This window comes from Weissella paramesenteroides (assembly GCF_051903945.1).
Lineage (GTDB): Bacteria > Bacillota > Bacilli > Lactobacillales > Lactobacillaceae > Weissella > Weissella paramesenteroides_A.
The window spans coordinates 1,289,848-1,306,310 of the sequence record NZ_CP192268.1; the positions used below are offsets into that span (position 1 = coordinate 1,289,848).

Sequence of the window (16,463 nt, forward strand, 5' to 3'; positions counted from 1 at the left end):
TTATGTACATCACCATAAGGGGGTTATTATTCAAGATTGGTAATAAAAACTGTGATTAGATAAACAAAACACGAATTGCTTCTGGCACAGCAAAATCTTTTTGAACAAGACGTAGCTCTCCTGTCTCGCTATCACGTACATAGACTGAAACATTGTCTGTATTTTGATTAGCCGCAACCAAGAATTTCTCATCTGGACTTAAAGCAAAATCTCTTGGAAAATCTCCTTCAGTCGAAATCCACTGTATATGTTCAATCGTTGCGCCATTTTCTTTAACAGCAAATACTGCAATTGAATTATGACCACGATTTGACGTGTAAATAAAACGTCCGTCATTTGAAACATAAATGGCAGCACCACCATTATGTGCATCCCAATCTTCGGGAATCATCAACACAGTTTGTAATAAAGTGAATGAGCCATCTGTATTATACTTTAATACTGATAATTTTGATGATAATTCTCCTAATAAATAGGCATATTGGCCATCAGGACTAAAGCGAATATGACGAGGCCCAAAGCCAGCTTCAGTATTGAAAGTAGCCACTAATTTTAGTTTACCTGAATCAGAAACATCAAAAGTCAAGACTTTATCGGTACCCAAATCAACAACAACCACACGATTATCTGGTGTTAAATTGCTAAAGTGTACATGCGTACTTTCTTGCTCAGGACGTGGTCCCTTACCTTCGGATTGATATGAGTCCGTTAATGTCAAATCACCATTTTCGGCGATTGCATATACGTCTATTGTTCCCTTATGATAGTTTCCTGTATATACTAATTGGCGAGATTCATCGACTGCAACATAGGCAGGTGAAGCTCCTTCACTAAGCACTTCCTGTTGTAAAGTTGCATGGCCATCTTTATAATCATAGACAGCAATACCACCTTCACCATTGCCCTTATCAACTGCATACAATTTATTGGCATTGCTCAAGGCCAAATATGTTGGTGACCCAAGTTCAGCTACAAGATTTGCATTTGATAGTTGACCTGTTTCCGAATCAAAATCCGCAGCATAAATCCCTTTTGACACACGTTTTGTATAAGTTCCAAATAAAATATATTCTGTTGCCATTTATTTGCTCACTTTCTTAGTCATATTGTATTTTAAATCGCTTACATTATATCATAATTTGAATATATAATTAACTAACACCGCCGCAGTCTAAAACTTCCGACGTTTTTCTACGCGACCAACTATAACTGAAGCAACAATTGCAATAGTTAACAAACTGATAATAATAACTAATGAAACTATATTAGAAATATGCAATGTACTCCCCAGCGCTTTCATCCCTTCGTTGAAAATCATTTTTACACCGATGAAAGATAATATACCAGCTAAGGCATACTTGATGTAACGAAACATTGGTAAAATACTTGATAATGCAAAGTACAAAGATCGCAATCCCATAATTGCAAAAACATTTGATGTCACCACAATGAATGTATTTTGCGTCACGGCTAATACTGCTGGAATTGAATCTACAGCAAATAACAAGTCTGTCCCCTCAATGAATAATAGCGCGATTAAAAACTGAGTTGCATAGCGTTTACCATTCTCTTTCACTATAAAATGTGGCTCAATAACATCTTCTTTCATTGGTAGAATTTTCCTTAATAACTTAATCAGACGATTATCATTAAGGTCCTGCTGCTCTTCCTTTTCAAAGAGCATTTTTATTCCCGTAATGATTAAGAAAATACCGAACAAATACATTAACCAAACGAATCGTTCTAGCAATGCAGCACCACCAAAAATAAATAGCACACGCATGATTAAAGCGCCAAATACACCCCAAAACAACAGTCGATGTTGATATTTTATATCAATGTTGAAAAAACCAAAAACCAATATAAAAATAAATAAATTATCGATACTTAAGGATTTTTCCAATAAGTAGGCCGTAATAAAGTCTAGGGCATGGCCACTTCCCATTGTCGTCCAAATGATGCCACTAAATATGAATGCTAAAATTATCCAAAAAGCACTCCATAATAATGAAGACCGCATCGTTGGTGCATGATTTCCTCTATGAAAGACGCCTAAATCCAATGCTAGCATGATAACAACAAAGACAAAAAACAAAACCCAATAACCTAAACTAACCGCCATCGATATCTCAACTTTCTTTTGTGGTACTGATAGTGTGACAATGTATACAATACATAATTTATGAAGTATACCTGACGAAACCTTAAACATAATTAAAAAGGTCGAGATTAAAATAGATATTATAAATAAAATCCATCAATCAATCAATTTAATATTGATCGATTAACGGATTTAAACTTGCTCTAAAAAACTAAAGCCGATTGTAGCGATAATTTTTAATTTGATTTAACATCAAGTGCCATAAAGTTAGCAACTTTTTCAGCCACATCAGAAACAATCTGCAAAGTTGCCAAACGGTTTTGTTTAACATCTTCATCTTCAACCATGACCATTGTTTGATCAAAGTAGGCAGCAATTGCCGGTTGCAAACCTAATAATGCTGACACTAAATCATCGGTTGTTAACGACTCATTTACCAATGATGATGTTTCTGAATAGAGTTGTTTCTCAGCATCGTTTTCAAATAATGCTGGATTTACAATAGCCCCTGTTGGGTTTTTAGAAGTTAAACGCATTACTCGAGTTAGTGATTCCACACCCTCACGGAATGTTTGATCATTACTATGAGCTAACAAAGCATTCGCTGAAGTGAACATTTGTGTGGTATCGGTCAATTTACCAGTTGTCACCGCATTAATGACATCATAACGAATTTTTTCGGTCTGCATCGCTTTGACAACACGATCTGTTAAGAAAGTAATCACATCATTAATAACTACCTTCAAATTATTAGCAGCTTCTTCAGGCAGTCCAAAATGTCCATCGTCAGCCAGTACTTCATCAACTAATTCTGAAAGGATGATATCGATTGGTAAATGCCAGTCATTTGCATGCAAAATATTAACAACGCCAGATGCAGCACGACGTAGTGCATATGGGTCATTAGATCCTGATGGCATCATACCACCCGCAAAGAATGACAATAAACTATCTAATTTATCAGCTAATGCTAATACTTTACCAAGCACTGATTCTGGTAAAGCACCATCCGCAGAAATTGGCATATAGTGTTCACGAATAGCTTGCGCAACAGCTGGATCTTCGCCAAATAGTAGCGCATACTTTTCACCCATGATGCCCTGTAACTCATCAAACTCTCCGACCATCCCGGTCATCAAATCAAACTTATATATTTCTGCAGCTCGAGCTAACTGCATTTGTTGATCTGTAGTTAGTGAAATTTGTTGACCAATAATAGCTGCTAGTGCTTGCGCACGTTTTGTATGATTGGCAACAGATCCTAATTTTGCATGGAATGATACCACTTGTAACTTATCATTATAGAAATCAATATCATTCTTTTGGTCTTCATGATAAAAGAATTTTGCATCCTCTAAACGAGCAATTAATACTTTCTCATTTCCAGCAATCACATTATCTAAGTGTTCGCTGTTTCCATTACGGACAGAAACAAAATAAGGTAATAATGCACCTGAATCATCAATAACATGGAAGAAACGCTGGTGTTCACGCATTGAAGTAATCAAAACCTCTTCAGGAAGTTCTAGATACTCAGAATCAAAACGACCAACGAAAGCAGTTGGATATTCAACAATGTTATTGACTTCCTCCAATAAATCGGCATCCTTTTCAACATGCCAATTATTTTCAGCTGCAAGTGTATCAATTTGAGAAACAATGTTAGCCTTACGCACATTGGCATCCGCTTGAACATAGACTTTTTCCAAATCATTAACATAATCACTTGCCTGAGCAATATTAATTGATTGACCTAAGAAGCGATGTCCACGTGTTTCACGTCCTGAAGCAACGTCTAATACGTTAAATGGCACAATCTTATCATCTAATAAGGCAACAATCCAACGAATAGGTCGTACATATTCAAATGTATGACGGGCCCACTTCATTGTCGTTGTAAAGGTCATACTCATAATAACCTCTTTAAAGCCACTCAACACTTCTACGGCTGGCTTTCCAGCTTCAAATTTTGTGACATAGATATATTCATTGCCCTTGAACTCTTTAAAAGTAATATCATCAGTCGTTACTCCTTGGCCACGAGCAAATCCTTGTGCAGCTTTTGAATAATTTCCTTCTTTGTCAAAGGCTGCCTTTTTTGCAGGTCCTTTAACTTCTTGTGTTAAATCATCGGCCTTATCTGCAACCTCTGAAATCAAGATAGCTAAACGACGAGGTGTTGAGAATGGCTTGATATCACCATATTGTAATCGATTCTCCTTCATGAAAGTTGCTGCACGTTCAACCAATTGGTTAATTGCTGGTGTAACCAAATGTGCTGGCATTTCTTCCAAACCAATTTCTAGTAAAAAGTTTGCCATATTAGTTTTCCTCCTCATCAACTGGTAGATACTTTGCACGCAACGCCTCGTCCTTCAATAGTGGGAATCCTAGCTTTTTGCGTTCATCAATAAATGCGCGAGCAACTGAACGAGCCATGTTTCGAATACGTGACAAATATTTTGCGCGCTCCGTAACAGAAACCGTACCCCGAGCGTCTAGCAAATTAAATGTATGTGATGATTTCAAAATATAATCATATGCCGGATGAACAAGTCCTTCAGCCAACAATTTCTTAGCTTCTGCCTCGTATTCATTAAAATGACGTAATAACATCTCTGAATCTGACTTTTCAAATGAGTAAACTGAATGCTCGTACTCTGGCTCCTTAAAAATATCACCATACAATACGCCATTTCCCCATTCCAGATCGTAAACTGTTGGGACATCTTGAATATATGATGCAAGACGCTCTAAACCGTATGTAATTTCAGATGTCACTGCATCAACTTGAATACCACCTACTTGTTGGAAATATGTAAATTGGGTAACTTCCATACCATCAAGCCAAATTTCCCAACCAATACCGGCAGCCCCCATTGATGGGTTCTCCCAATTATCTTCAACAAAACGAATATCATGTGCTAAGGGGTCAATGCCTAGTGCCTTTAATGAATCCAAATATAACTCTTGAATGTTATCAGGCGATGGCTTCATAACCACTTGGAATTGGTGATGCTGATAAAGACGATTGGGATTATCACCATATCGGCCATCAGCAGGTCGACGTGAAGGCTCAACATAGGCTGCATGCCATGGTTCCGGACCATTTGCACGTAAAAAGGTGTATGGGCTCATTGTACCCGCACCCTTTTCAGTATCATAAGCCTCCATCAACATGGCTCCTTGATCAGCCCAAAACTTTTGTAACGTCAAAATAATATCTTGCACACTCATTTTTGCGCTCATTATGACAAATTCCTTTCCTTTGACTGGATAAAACCATAAAAAAGCCCCACATCAACCATAAAACAATGGTTAATGTAGGGACGATAATTTCGCGGTTCCACCCTACTTCTAGCATCGAAACACTAGCAGCTTTTTTAATTGAGTTTATTAATTAATAGTGCCCCTCAACCATTGTCAGACCACCCTCACATTAACGATGGCTCGCTGTACTAACAACAAGTTAATTCTTCTATTAATTTCTGTAATCATTACAACTTATAAGTTTAGCACGCCTTACTTACTTGTCAATAAGGATATTTTATGACGTTTGGTCACCATTATTCATCTCTCGTGGCATCACTCGATTTTGCCAAGACGATAATTGTTGAATGAACGATTTTGACTTTAAATGAATCCCCACTTGATCATCATACAATTTATCCATCACACGTGCCATTTCTTGTTTTGTCTGCGTTTTTAAACTCAAGGTCCCAATCAATTTTAAATCAATGTGCGCTAACTTCGATAGAATACGTACAGCTTTAGTATCTGCATGTAATCGATGTTCATCAGCTGACCAATGCTGTTGACACAAAGTACCATTGAACTCTTCGGAGAAATCTAATGGCAGATCACTACGACCACAAATCGCACACTTCCCCCAAGTTGGTTGCATACCAAAAACTGGTAATAATTGGATTTCAAAGTAATTTGCAATACCTTGTGGATCAAGACCACTATTTAATTTATCCAGCGCTTCTACTACCAAATCATACCATCTCGGAATCGGTTGATTGTCTACAAAGGCTGCGTCAATTAATCCGAGAATATAAGTCATATATGCATTTAAGACAATATCCGTCAGTAAAAAAGATGTATCTTTGGTTGCTTTCACATCGTTAATAAAACTCATTCCGGTTGGATTAATCGTTCCTTCAAATGTTGCTGTATGCAATGGTTGGATTTCGGCAGTAAATTGATATCTTTGGCTTTTACCATGACGAATATAGAACATTCGTTTACCAGCTTCACGAGTTAACATTTTGACCATCAAATCTTTTTCTTTGTGATCACGTTGATACATAACAATTGCGTCAAAAACTTCAGTCATTTTATTCACCTACTAAAAAAGAGTGAGACAAACATATAAGATGTCAAACTCTAATTTTTACTATATATCTGAATCTTCTTTATAACCATATGATTGTAGAGCTTGTGGCTTATCACGCCAACGATCTTCTACCTTTACCCAGGTCTCAAGAAAAATTTTATCGCCAAGCAAACGTTCAATATCCTTACGAGCACGCGTACCAATTTCTTTAATCATTGCGCCACGTTTACCGATAATGATATTCTTTTGACTTGGTCGTTCAACAACAATGGTTGCTTGAACATGTAATCGTTGTTCATCTTCCCGTTCAATCTTATCTATGACTACGGCGACAGAATGTGGCACCTCTTGACGAGTTAATTCTAAAACTTTTTCACGAATCAATTCACTCATAATAAAGCGTTCTGGATGATCAGTTAACTGATCGGCTGGATAATACTGCGGACCAGACGCCATATGAGCCATCGTAAATTCTAATAATTCTGGCACACCTTCACCTGTTAGCGCAGAAATTGGGAAAATTTCGGCAAAGTTCATTTGCGCACTGTAATCTGCGATTTGGTTTAGGACCTCTGCACGATTAATTAGATCAACCTTATTGATAATTAAATAAACGGGCGTATTTGATTCCTTTAAACGCTTAATAATGAAATCATCACCGACACCACGCTCTTGATCAGCATTAACCAATAACCAAACCATATCAGACTCACGTAAAGCCGACATAGCTGTTTTCACCATGAAGTCACCAAGTGAATTGTGGGGCTTATGGATACCTGGCGTGTCCATGAAAATCATCTGACCTTCATTTGTCGTATAAATCCCCTGAATTTTATTTCGGGTAGTTTGTGCTTTAGGTGACATGATGGCAATTTTTTCACCGATCATTTTATTTAAAAGTGTAGACTTTCCGACATTTGGTCGACCAACCAAGGCAATAAACCCCGATTTAAATTCTTGTTCGCTCATTAAACTTCTCTCTATTTCTTTGTTTATTATCTAAAAATCATTTGTAGATTAGGTAGTAAATAAGGTTGAAATATCAATATACCAATGATAATTGCAAAAGCAACTGCTGCTAATACACCACCTGATGCAACATCTTTGGCCACTTTAGCTAATGGATGATACTTCTCACCAACTATCAAATCAACAATTGCTTCCACAACTGTATTCAAAAATTCAGCACTTATTACCGTAAATACTGCGACTGATATCCACAACCAGTCTGAACGCCCTAAATCAACATAAATACCAACTATTAGAACAACACAAGCGGCAAATATGTGAAAACGCATGTTACGTTCACGCACCAACAATTCACCAATTCCGGCAATGGCATGTCCAAAGGCTTGGACAAAATGGGAATTTTTGTGAACTTGGTGAGTCTCTTCAGTTTTTTTATTATCTTTTGAGTCCATAACTATCTAATATTTCACGCTGTAAATCAAACATGATTTTTTCATCTGCTTCACTTCGCATGTGGTCGTATCCGTTTAAGTGTAAGAATCCATGTACAACCAGAAAACCTAATTCTCGTTCATAAGAGTGTTCAAGATATTCAGCTTGCTCACCAATTTTATCAACCGAAACAATGATATCACCAATATTCTTCGCAATATCATCTGCCATCTCGTCATCTATCAATAATGGGAGATCATCACCATCATCTTCAATAGCAAAAGAAATCACATCAGTTGCCTTATCTAATCCCCGATACTCACGATTATATCTCTGAATTTCATCATTATTAACAAAAGTTACCGACATTTCGGTATTTTCAGGCAATGACAAATATTTACCAGCATAATTTAAAACATCATTAACTAGTTTTATTTGTTCCTCTGGCACGCCTGGTTTTGATTGATCAATTATTGCTAAATCCATTTTTAATCCTTTTCAACTGTTTGTTTTTTTACGTCATATGCTTCATAAGCATTAATAATTGCACCGACAACTGGATGACGAACAACATCATCAGCATTGAATGTTACAAAAGCGATATGATTGACCTCTGCAAGAACTCTTTGCGCCTGAATTAACCCAGACCGTGTCTTAGTTGGTAAGTCAATTTGTGAAATATCACCATTAACTAACATTGTTGATCCAAAGCCCAGACGTGTTAAAAACATCTTCATTTGTTGTGGTGTTGTGTTTTGCGCCTCATCTAAAATAATAAAAGCATTATCCAATGTGCGACCACGCATATAGGCTAGTGGTGCAATTTCAATTGTTTCACGTTCCATTAAACGCTCGGTATGTTCTTTACCCAAAATAGCATACAAGGCATCATAAATAGGTCTTAAATAAGGGTCGACTTTTTCCTTCAAATCACCAGGTAGAAATCCAAGACTTTCTCCCGCCTCAACCGCTGGACGTGTAATGATGATGCGCTCAACATCTCCTCGTTTCAATGCAGCAACAGCCATAACAACAGCCAAATATGTTTTACCTGTTCCTGCCGGTCCAATTCCGAAAGTAATATCGTTTTGACGAATAGCATGAATATAACGTCGTTGGCCATAATTTTTAACTCTTACTGGGCGACCTTTAACATCACGCAAAAGTGTTTCAGTATACATATCTTCAAAATACTCAATCGTACCACGTTCAGCCATGTTTATAGCGGATACAATATCAGCAGGACTCACCTTAATACCACGTTTTATCAGTGAAGTTAGTGCTGTTACAACTGAATGAGTAGCCTCAACTTTGTCTTCATCACCCTTTATCGTTAATTGATCACCAAAAACCGATAAATTAACTGCTAACCCCTCTTCAATCAATTTTAGCTGACTATCTTGCGGCCCAACTAAACCAATTTCTTGTTCTGCATTTTCAAAATGATAAATTTTTTCAACTTGAGTTGCCAACCGTTAAATTCCTCGCATTTCAAAGTTTTTTGCTTAAGTATAGTATACCGCAATTATCTATGTATCGGGGAGAACCCCGTTTTTGAATTTATAACAATGATTGCACTTTTTGGCTAACTAGCTTACCATCAGCTTTTCCTTTAACTTTTGGCATCAATGCTCCCATTACTTTTCCCATATCAGCTTTGCTAGTTGCACCGACTTCATTGATTGTCGCCTTAACAATCTCTTCAACCTCTGATTCAGATAATTGCTTAGGCATATATTTGTTTAGAACAGCAATTTGTTGTTGAATACTCTCTGCCAAATCTTCACGGTTAGCTTCTTGATAAGAAGTTAATTCTTCAACACGCTGCTTCATTTCACGTGACAATACTGTCATTTCATCATCAGCCGTTAAATCATGTCCCAACTTAATTTGCTCATTCGATAATGCTGATTTGACCATACGGATAACACTAAGCGTTTCTTTATCCTTTGCCTTCATTGCTGCTTTCATATCTTCTGTTAATTGTGCTAATAGTCCCATGTCTAACTCCCGTTTTTTCTACATTATACAACAAAACCGGACTATCAACGAGGATAGCCCGGTACGAACCGTTTTACCGGCCCTTCTTGTTCTTACGCTTACGTGCAGCCTCAGCCTTCAACTTACGTTGTACTGATGGCTTGATGTAAAATTCACGCTTACGGTATTCTTGTAGAGTACCGTCCTTTGATACACCACGCTTAAAGCGACGGAGAGCATCATCAAGAGACTCATTCTTACGAACAACAGTCTTTGCCATAATGTTTACCCTCCCTTCACGTGTGAAGATTTCAACTTATATGTAATATATGTCGCACACTTTGTTCTTTACTATTTTACCAAAACAGGCTTTTTTGTCAATGTTTACTTTTAAACAATATCTATAATTTTGGCTCATAGAAACCACCAAAAATACGATCAATACGCCATAATGAAGCCCATGCCGTTGGATCTACACGATATATCGCCTCATGGAGTTCAAATTGTTCGTACATTGAAATAACTGTAAACAGAATTTCTTTTTTATGATGGTTATAACCACCTTCAGCATGGTGAACGATGGTAATACCACGACGTAATCCCTCTTGAATCTCAGCGATCACTTTTTCTGGTTCCTCTGTGACAATCATCACTTGCATTTTTTGCTGTCTAGTATAGACTAAATCAATCACGCGGGCGTTAACTACCAGTCCAATTGCGGTGAACAAAGCATATTGGATACCAAACATAATGCCCGATGCAACTAAAATAAAGAAATTAAAGGTTAGATTAACTGCTCCCATTTTGGCACCGGTCTTACGTCGAACCAGAATACCAATAATATCTAATCCACCCGTAGATAAACCATTACGTAAGGCAAATCCAGTGCCAAATCCATTGACTGCCCCACCAAAAATGGCCATTGCTAGTGGATCATCTGTCCACAAATGCGTCGGCTGTTTTATCCAATTCATCGCCATGGCTGCTAATAAAATTGCCACGCCAGTAAAGAATGCAAACCGCTTACCAATTTTACGATAGGCTAAAATGAATAACGGTAAATTAAGCAATATCAGCCAAATACCAACTGGCACTTGAACACCAACCAGTCTAAGTATAAGTGTATTCAATAATTGCGCTAACCCAGTAAATCCTGATGAATAAATGTGTCCGGGTGTCCAAAAAAAGTTCAACGCAACTGCTGATGCCAAGGCATAAACCATGGCACTACCAAAACGACTTGAATATTGATGATGATTAAAATACTGTTCTAACTGCTCCATTTTTCCTATTCTTTCATAATACGGTGTGATAAGTCTGTTTATGATTTTATCATGTGATGTGAATTTATCCAAACGTTTAAAAATATTTGCTAAAATAGCTCGAACTTTTTAACACCATCCCGAAGAAACCAATAAATTCCTAATCCTTATAGATTGGAAAAGACGTCAATCTACCAATTGCATTCGGTAGATTGACGCCCCGTAAATGTGTTCCAAAAGACTGAATTCTCACTATAATAACTATTTCATAATTGAAATTTTACTCTTCGGCCATATTTGGTGCCGTTACATCAGCATAGACTGGTGCCGTCAACTTTAAATCTCCGATAACTTGTGCCTTAGCAACAGGTGTTGGTGCCTCAGTCATTGGTTCTGTAGCCTTTGAGTTCTTAGGGAATGCAATCACTTCACGAATATTATCTTGACCCGCTAATAACATTGCCAATCGATCAAGTCCCAAAGCAATACCGCCCATTGGTGGGAAACCGTATTCCATTCCTTCCAATAAGAAACCAAATGCTTCATGAGCTGCTTCTTTTGTAAATCCTAGCGCAGCCAACATTTTTTCTTGAACATCCATTTGATGAATGCGGATTGAGCCAGATCCTAATTCATAACCATTCAAAACCAAATCATAAGATTGTGCATGTGCTTGATGCGCACCTTCAGTCGTTGCCAACAATGGTAAATCTTCTTCATTTGGCATTGTGAATGGATGATGTGCAGCAATCCAACGATCTTCTTCTGGTTGGTAATCAAATAATGGCCAGTTAACGACCCAAGCAAAAGCCCAATTACTTTCATCGATTAATTCAAGTTCTTGTGCTGTTCGACGACGAAGAGCATCCAATGTTGCTGCGACAACATTTGCATTATCTGCTGCAAACAATAACAAGTCACCAGACTTGGCATTGGTTGTTTCTAGTAAAGCCGCTTCCTTAGCCTTAAGGAACTTTGCAATTGGTCCGGAAACTCCCTCATCACCAACTTTTAGCCAGGCAAGTCCTTTTGCACCAAAGCGGGTCACATATTGTGCCATCTTATCAATATCTTTACGAGAGTAATGATTTGCACCACCTGGTACAACAATGGCCTTTACCTCGCTACCATTCTTAATTGCATTTGCAAAAACACCAAATTCTGCATCAGCCATCAATGCTGACAGATCTTGAAGCTCCATGCCAAATCGCATATCTGGCTTATCTGTTCCGAAACGACGCATTGAATCGGCGTAATCAAGAACAGGAATTGTTGCTTTATCCAAATCATAGTTCACAGTTCGCTTCATAATAGCAGCTACCCAATCAGAAACCAAATCCATAATTTCATCTTGGTTCATAAATGACATTTCAACATCTAACTGAGTGAACTCAGGTTGACGATCACCACGTAAATCTTCATCACGAAAGGCCCGTGCAACTTGATAGTAACGATCAAAACCTGCACCCATCAATAATTGCTTAAATAACTGTGGTGACTGTGGTAATGCATAAAACGAACCCGGATAAACACGTGATGGCACCAAATAATCTCGCGCACCTTCAGGAGTTGACTTTGCAAGATATGGTGTTTCGATATCAATAAATCCATTGGCATCTAAAAATTCGTGAGTGGCTGCCGTTATCTTTGAACGAATCCGTAAATTACGTTGCATTTCGGGACGACGTAAATCTAAATAACGATATTTTAAACGTAATTCATCGGAAACATTAATGTCGTCTTCAATATAGAACGGTGTTGTTTTTGACGCTGATAAAATTTTAGCACTTGTTACATGAACTTCAATCTTACCTGAGTGCAAATGTTCATTAACAGCGCCCTCACCACGTGATTTAACATCCCCAACAATTTCGATAACATATTCTGTACGCATATCTTCAGCGGCTTTTAGCGCTTCTTCACCAAATTCATTTGAAAAAGCCAATTGTACGATCCCCTCACGGTCACGTAAGTCAACGAAAATTAAACCACCTAAATCACGTCGCTTTTGTACCCATCCTTGAAGCGTTACTGTTTGGTCTAAATATTTTTCATCAATTAGACCGGCATAATTTGTTCGTTTCATTATCAACTATTCTCCTTCATTCTCAGGTGACTCTACATATTCTGGTAAGTTCGTATATAGCTCAGCAAGTTTAACGGCTGTTTCCTTACCTGTTTGCATATTTTTTAAGTTTGCAGATTGTTCTGCCAATTCACGTTCACCAATCGTAATCATGTAACGTGCATTTAATCGATTAGCCGTCTTAAATTGTGCTTTCAACTTACGTTCTTCATAATCTCTGTCCGCACTATAACCGAATGAACGAATGGCTTGTACCATTTGCATTGCTGCAATATCAGTATCTTGACCTTGATTAGCTACGTAAATATCAAGATTATTTTCATCTGGTAGCGGTGCATTCTCAGATTCAAGCAATAACATCAGTCGCTCTAGTCCAATTCCAAAACCAACTCCGGCCATCTCTGGTCCACCAAATTCTGATACTAAGCCATTATAACGACCACCACCAGTAATCGTTGACCAACCGTGTCCCAATGCTTTGGCTTGGGTCATAACCTCAAAAATTGTATGGTTGTAATAATCAAGACCTCGAACAACAGTTGCATCAACTTCATAGTCAATTCCCAAAGCATCCAAATATTGTTGAACTTTCTGCCAGTGTTGTTGTGCATCGTCAGACAAAAAATCTAAAATTGATGGCGCATTAGCCACAATTTCTTGATCCTTAGCATCTTTTGAATCCAAAACACGCAATGGATTCTTTTCCAAACGCTCTTGCGAGTCATGTGATAACTCTTCAAAATGAGGTTTTAAGAAATCAATCAAAGCTTGACGATAATTTTCGCGAGATTCTTTATCTCCCAATGAATTTACTTTAACTTTTAAATTAGCAATTCCTAAAGTCTGGAAAAAATCAACAGCCATTGCAATAACTTCAGCATCTAGTGCTGGTGACTCTGATCCTAGTGCTTCGACTCCAATTTGATGGAATTGCCGCATCCGTCCTGCTTGTGGTCGCTCATACCGGAACATAGGTCCAATATAAAATAGCTTATATGGTTTTGCATGTTCAGGTCCAAATAATTTATTCTCAACAAATGCTCGTACTACACCAGCAGTTCCTTCAGGACGCAACGCAATATGACGGTCACCTTTATCCTTAAAGTCATACATTTCTTTTGTTACAACATCTGAGGTATCTCCAGCTGAACGTGCAAAAATGTCGAAATTTTCGAAAATTGGTGTACGAACTTCTGCATATTGATAGTCGCTGAATAATAACCTAGCCGTTTCTTCTACATAGTGCCACTTAAGAGACTCATTAGGAAGTAAATCAGCTGTCCCCTTTGGCTTTTGAAATAATTGCTTTGCCATAAAACTTTTCTCCTATTCATTTTCAAAAATAAAAAACACCCCTAACGATATCAAACATCGTCAAGGGTGCTAATCACAACAGCACGGTACCACCTTGTTTTTTGGCTAATAACCGTAACGTGGCTCTACGCACAAAATTGTGACCTTAAAAGTGTCCCCTCAAAAACAACAACACGGACTTTCACCAATCACCGCTCGCTATGCTTGTTCTAAATGAGTTTTCTTTCTCATCGGTTTTATTTATTACATCTCATTATCTTATAGTTCTAAAATGCCGTCAAGTAAACATTCTATTGCGCTGTTTTCGTTTGATTTGTTAAATAATTCTGAATACCAATCGGTATTGCTTTAGCAATTTTTTCTTGATATGACTTTGATTTAATATATTTAAAATCATGATTAGAATTCATATAGCCATTTTCAAGTAAGATTGCTGGCACCGAATTATCACGAATAACTAAGAAATTACCATATTCGACACCTTTATTAAGTAATGGTAATGCTAATTTAGCATTGATACTCTTAGCAAGTGCATAAGAGCCATTATCTTTGTGGTAGTAGTAAGATGTGTAACCTGTTGCTGTATTTGGATCAGGGGATGAATCAAAGTGAAATGAAATAAACATATCTGCATGATTATCTTCAGCCACTTTTGGTATCTTAGCCAAATAAACAATTTTATCTGTATTACGAGTCATAATCACGCGAGCGCCTGTCTTACGTAATTGTTTAGCAACTCGTTTCGCTAATTGTAACGTATAAGTTTTTTCATATTTATTATTCGTAGATAGTGAACCAACATCAGAACCACCATGACCTGGATCAAGTACGATTGTCGTTTCTGATAAAGGTGTGACTGACTTTAGTGGTTGTTGTCGATGTAATAGCCATCCTGCAACCCAGCCAGTTGATTCATCCTCGCGTCGAACTTCATACCAGCCTTCTGACTTTTTTAAAATCTGTAAGTGCTCACCCTTTTTAAGTACTGAAATTGGCGCACTTTCAACACCTTTCTGCTTTCGCAATGTCAAATTAGGTATTTGTACGGTTATTTGTTGTTTATGCAGCAACACCACCGTCAATGAGACCGCCGTCCCAAGCATAACAACCACAATTGTTAATGGCACCCAGAATTTCATTAACCAAAGTCGCATTAATTGTACTAACTTTTTCATGATCTGACCTCATATTTTGGTTATATATACCAATTAGTTTACCCTTTTTTATATTAAATAGCGATACAAACAAATAAAAAATGAGGATGCGACAAAAAATAATTTAAAATAGACGACAATGGTGTTTGCATAATGCAAAAGCTATCACAATAATTATTCATTTTTTTTTGGTATTTAAAAGCCATCGATCTTCCAGTTTTAAACTGGTCGGATCGACAGCCTCAGTAAGAAAAATTAACATACACCAGCTAATGACGTGCCAATTAAAATCATTTGTCACTCATTATGCTGTTATAGTTTGTTGACCTAATATTAAAACGTCTTACCTGTCCATTTGTTCGCAGGTAATTTATCAAAATCATAAGTGGCAATATCTGCCACGTCAGTCACAACAGCATGTGCCGGCGCAGACATCATCAAATTAATAGCCCCTTCTTTTTCCTTCACTAGAATAACCGGTTTCTTAGTTGCTTCTGAATAACCGATTTCCCATGCAGTACCTGGATCGACGTGTTCATTATCATAATCAATAACTGCAACAACAACTTCAGCTGGATCCAAATGATCCTTATCACCTTTATAAATTGCTTCTGCCCATTCTGGAGAACCAAATTCAAACTCATCATGCACTTCTGTACGTGGACTAAAAAATTCAGAAACTGTCTGATTCTCTGTCAATGCTTTTTCTAAACGCTCAATACGATCAATTTGTTCATCATTAAAAAATGGACCAGCCAGGTAAACACGTTTCATATAATTATCCTCTTTGATTATTAATTTCACTATATTTTATCGAATAAATAGC

At 37.5% G+C, this 16,463-nt stretch carries 16 protein-coding genes; all 16 read right to left on the reverse strand.

The annotated features are described in order from the left end of the window. Positions 1–55 precede the first annotated feature (55 nt). On the reverse strand, positions 56–1,081 hold the full coding sequence (locus tag ACQ4QH_RS06190) for a lactonase family protein (RefSeq protein ID WP_439818178.1): 1,026 nt from the start codon (positions 1,079–1,081) through the stop codon (positions 56–58). Between the two features lie 90 nt (positions 1,082–1,171). After that, a complete protein-coding gene (locus ACQ4QH_RS06195) occupies positions 1,172–2,122 on the reverse strand; it encodes a TerC family protein (RefSeq protein WP_439818179.1) in 951 nt (316 codons plus the stop codon). A gap of 215 nt (positions 2,123–2,337) precedes the next feature. Continuing rightward, positions 2,338–4,422, reverse strand: a complete 2,085-nt coding sequence (gene glyS, locus ACQ4QH_RS06200) for a glycine--tRNA ligase subunit beta (protein ID WP_439818180.1) — start codon at positions 4,420–4,422, stop codon at positions 2,338–2,340. Between the two features lies 1 nt (position 4,423). Further along, the gene (gene glyQ / locus ACQ4QH_RS06205) at positions 4,424–5,350 is read right to left on the reverse strand and encodes a glycine--tRNA ligase subunit alpha (protein WP_150191199.1); all 927 of its coding nucleotides are present in this window, start codon (positions 5,348–5,350) and stop codon (positions 4,424–4,426) included. 298 nt (positions 5,351–5,648) lie between these two features. Continuing rightward, positions 5,649–6,440 carry a DNA repair protein RecO gene (gene recO / locus ACQ4QH_RS06210; protein WP_439818181.1) on the reverse strand — a complete coding sequence of 264 codons (792 nt, stop codon included), beginning with the start codon at positions 6,438–6,440 and terminating at the stop codon, positions 5,649–5,651. A 60-nt stretch (positions 6,441–6,500) separates the two neighbouring features. Continuing rightward, a complete protein-coding gene (era, locus tag ACQ4QH_RS06215; RefSeq protein ID WP_439818182.1) occupies positions 6,501–7,409 on the reverse strand; it encodes a GTPase Era in 909 nt (302 codons plus the stop codon). 26 nt (positions 7,410–7,435) lie between these two features. After that, positions 7,436–7,861, reverse strand: a complete 426-nt coding sequence (locus tag ACQ4QH_RS06220) for a diacylglycerol kinase family protein (RefSeq protein ID WP_436586040.1) — start codon at positions 7,859–7,861, stop codon at positions 7,436–7,438. Next, positions 7,845–8,327, reverse strand: a complete 483-nt coding sequence (gene ybeY / locus ACQ4QH_RS06225) for an rRNA maturation RNase YbeY (RefSeq protein WP_131473462.1) — start codon at positions 8,325–8,327, stop codon at positions 7,845–7,847. The genes ACQ4QH_RS06220 and ybeY overlap by 17 nt, the downstream gene beginning before the upstream one ends. 2 nt (positions 8,328–8,329) lie before the next feature. Next, complete coding sequence (locus tag ACQ4QH_RS06230; protein WP_002828390.1) at positions 8,330–9,313, reverse strand: PhoH family protein; 984 nt, start codon at positions 9,311–9,313, stop codon at positions 8,330–8,332. Between the two features lie 88 nt (positions 9,314–9,401). Continuing rightward, the gene (locus tag ACQ4QH_RS06235; protein ID WP_439818183.1) at positions 9,402–9,842 is read right to left on the reverse strand and encodes a GatB/YqeY domain-containing protein; all 441 of its coding nucleotides are present in this window, start codon (positions 9,840–9,842) and stop codon (positions 9,402–9,404) included. A 73-nt stretch (positions 9,843–9,915) separates the two neighbouring features. Beyond that, positions 9,916–10,101: a 30S ribosomal protein S21 gene (rpsU, locus tag ACQ4QH_RS06240; protein ID WP_002828392.1), complete on the reverse strand. Its 186-nt coding sequence runs from the start codon at positions 10,099–10,101 to the stop codon at positions 9,916–9,918. A 121-nt stretch (positions 10,102–10,222) separates the two neighbouring features. Continuing rightward, positions 10,223–11,104: a YitT family protein gene (locus tag ACQ4QH_RS06245; RefSeq protein WP_439818184.1), complete on the reverse strand. Its 882-nt coding sequence runs from the start codon at positions 11,102–11,104 to the stop codon at positions 10,223–10,225. Between the two features lie 259 nt (positions 11,105–11,363). Beyond that, complete coding sequence (gene aspS, locus ACQ4QH_RS06250) at positions 11,364–13,169, reverse strand: aspartate--tRNA ligase (RefSeq protein ID WP_439818185.1); 1,806 nt, start codon at positions 13,167–13,169, stop codon at positions 11,364–11,366. Positions 13,170–13,175: 6 nt separating this feature from the next. Continuing rightward, positions 13,176–14,483 carry a histidine--tRNA ligase gene (gene hisS / locus ACQ4QH_RS06255; RefSeq protein WP_439818186.1) on the reverse strand — a complete coding sequence of 436 codons (1,308 nt, stop codon included), beginning with the start codon at positions 14,481–14,483 and terminating at the stop codon, positions 13,176–13,178. A 290-nt stretch (positions 14,484–14,773) separates the two neighbouring features. After that, entirely contained in the window at positions 14,774–15,658 is an 885-nt protein-coding gene (locus tag ACQ4QH_RS06260; RefSeq protein ID WP_439818187.1) for an N-acetylmuramoyl-L-alanine amidase, read from the reverse strand. A 312-nt stretch (positions 15,659–15,970) separates the two neighbouring features. Continuing rightward, positions 15,971–16,411, reverse strand: a complete 441-nt coding sequence (locus tag ACQ4QH_RS06265) for a nucleoside 2-deoxyribosyltransferase (protein WP_439818188.1) — start codon at positions 16,409–16,411, stop codon at positions 15,971–15,973. Positions 16,412–16,463 lie beyond the last annotated feature (52 nt).

Coding starts and splice junctions, on each gene's coding strand:
- ACQ4QH_RS06190 (WP_439818178.1), bottom strand. CDS start 1,081: ATGGCAACAGAATATATTTTATTTGGAACTTATACAAAACGTGTGTCA.
- ACQ4QH_RS06195 (WP_439818179.1), bottom strand. CDS start 2,122: ATGGCGGTTAGTTTAGGTTATTGGGTTTTGTTTTTTGTCTTTGTTGTT.
- glyS (WP_439818180.1), bottom strand. CDS start 4,422: ATGGCAAACTTTTTACTAGAAATTGGTTTGGAAGAAATGCCAGCACAT.
- glyQ (WP_150191199.1), bottom strand. CDS start 5,350: ATGAGCGCAAAAATGAGTGTGCAAGATATTATTTTGACGTTACAAAAG.
- recO (WP_439818181.1), bottom strand. CDS start 6,440: ATGACTGAAGTTTTTGACGCAATTGTTATGTATCAACGTGATCACAAA.
- era (WP_439818182.1), bottom strand. CDS start 7,409: ATGAGCGAACAAGAATTTAAATCGGGGTTTATTGCCTTGGTTGGTCGA.
- ACQ4QH_RS06220 (WP_436586040.1), bottom strand. CDS start 7,861: ATGGACTCAAAAGATAATAAAAAAACTGAAGAGACTCACCAAGTTCAC.
- ybeY (WP_131473462.1), bottom strand. CDS start 8,327: ATGGATTTAGCAATAATTGATCAATCAAAACCAGGCGTGCCAGAGGAA.
- ACQ4QH_RS06235 (WP_439818183.1), bottom strand. CDS start 9,842: ATGGGACTATTAGCACAATTAACAGAAGATATGAAAGCAGCAATGAAG.
- rpsU (WP_002828392.1), bottom strand. CDS start 10,101: ATGGCAAAGACTGTTGTTCGTAAGAATGAGTCTCTTGATGATGCTCTC.
- ACQ4QH_RS06245 (WP_439818184.1), bottom strand. CDS start 11,104: ATGGAGCAGTTAGAACAGTATTTTAATCATCATCAATATTCAAGTCGT.
- aspS (WP_439818185.1), bottom strand. CDS start 13,169: ATGAAACGAACAAATTATGCCGGTCTAATTGATGAAAAATATTTAGAC.
- hisS (WP_439818186.1), bottom strand. CDS start 14,483: ATGGCAAAGCAATTATTTCAAAAGCCAAAGGGGACAGCTGATTTACTT.
- ACQ4QH_RS06260 (WP_439818187.1), bottom strand. CDS start 15,658: ATGAAAAAGTTAGTACAATTAATGCGACTTTGGTTAATGAAATTCTGG.
- ACQ4QH_RS06265 (WP_439818188.1), bottom strand. CDS start 16,411: ATGAAACGTGTTTACCTGGCTGGTCCATTTTTTAATGATGAACAAATT.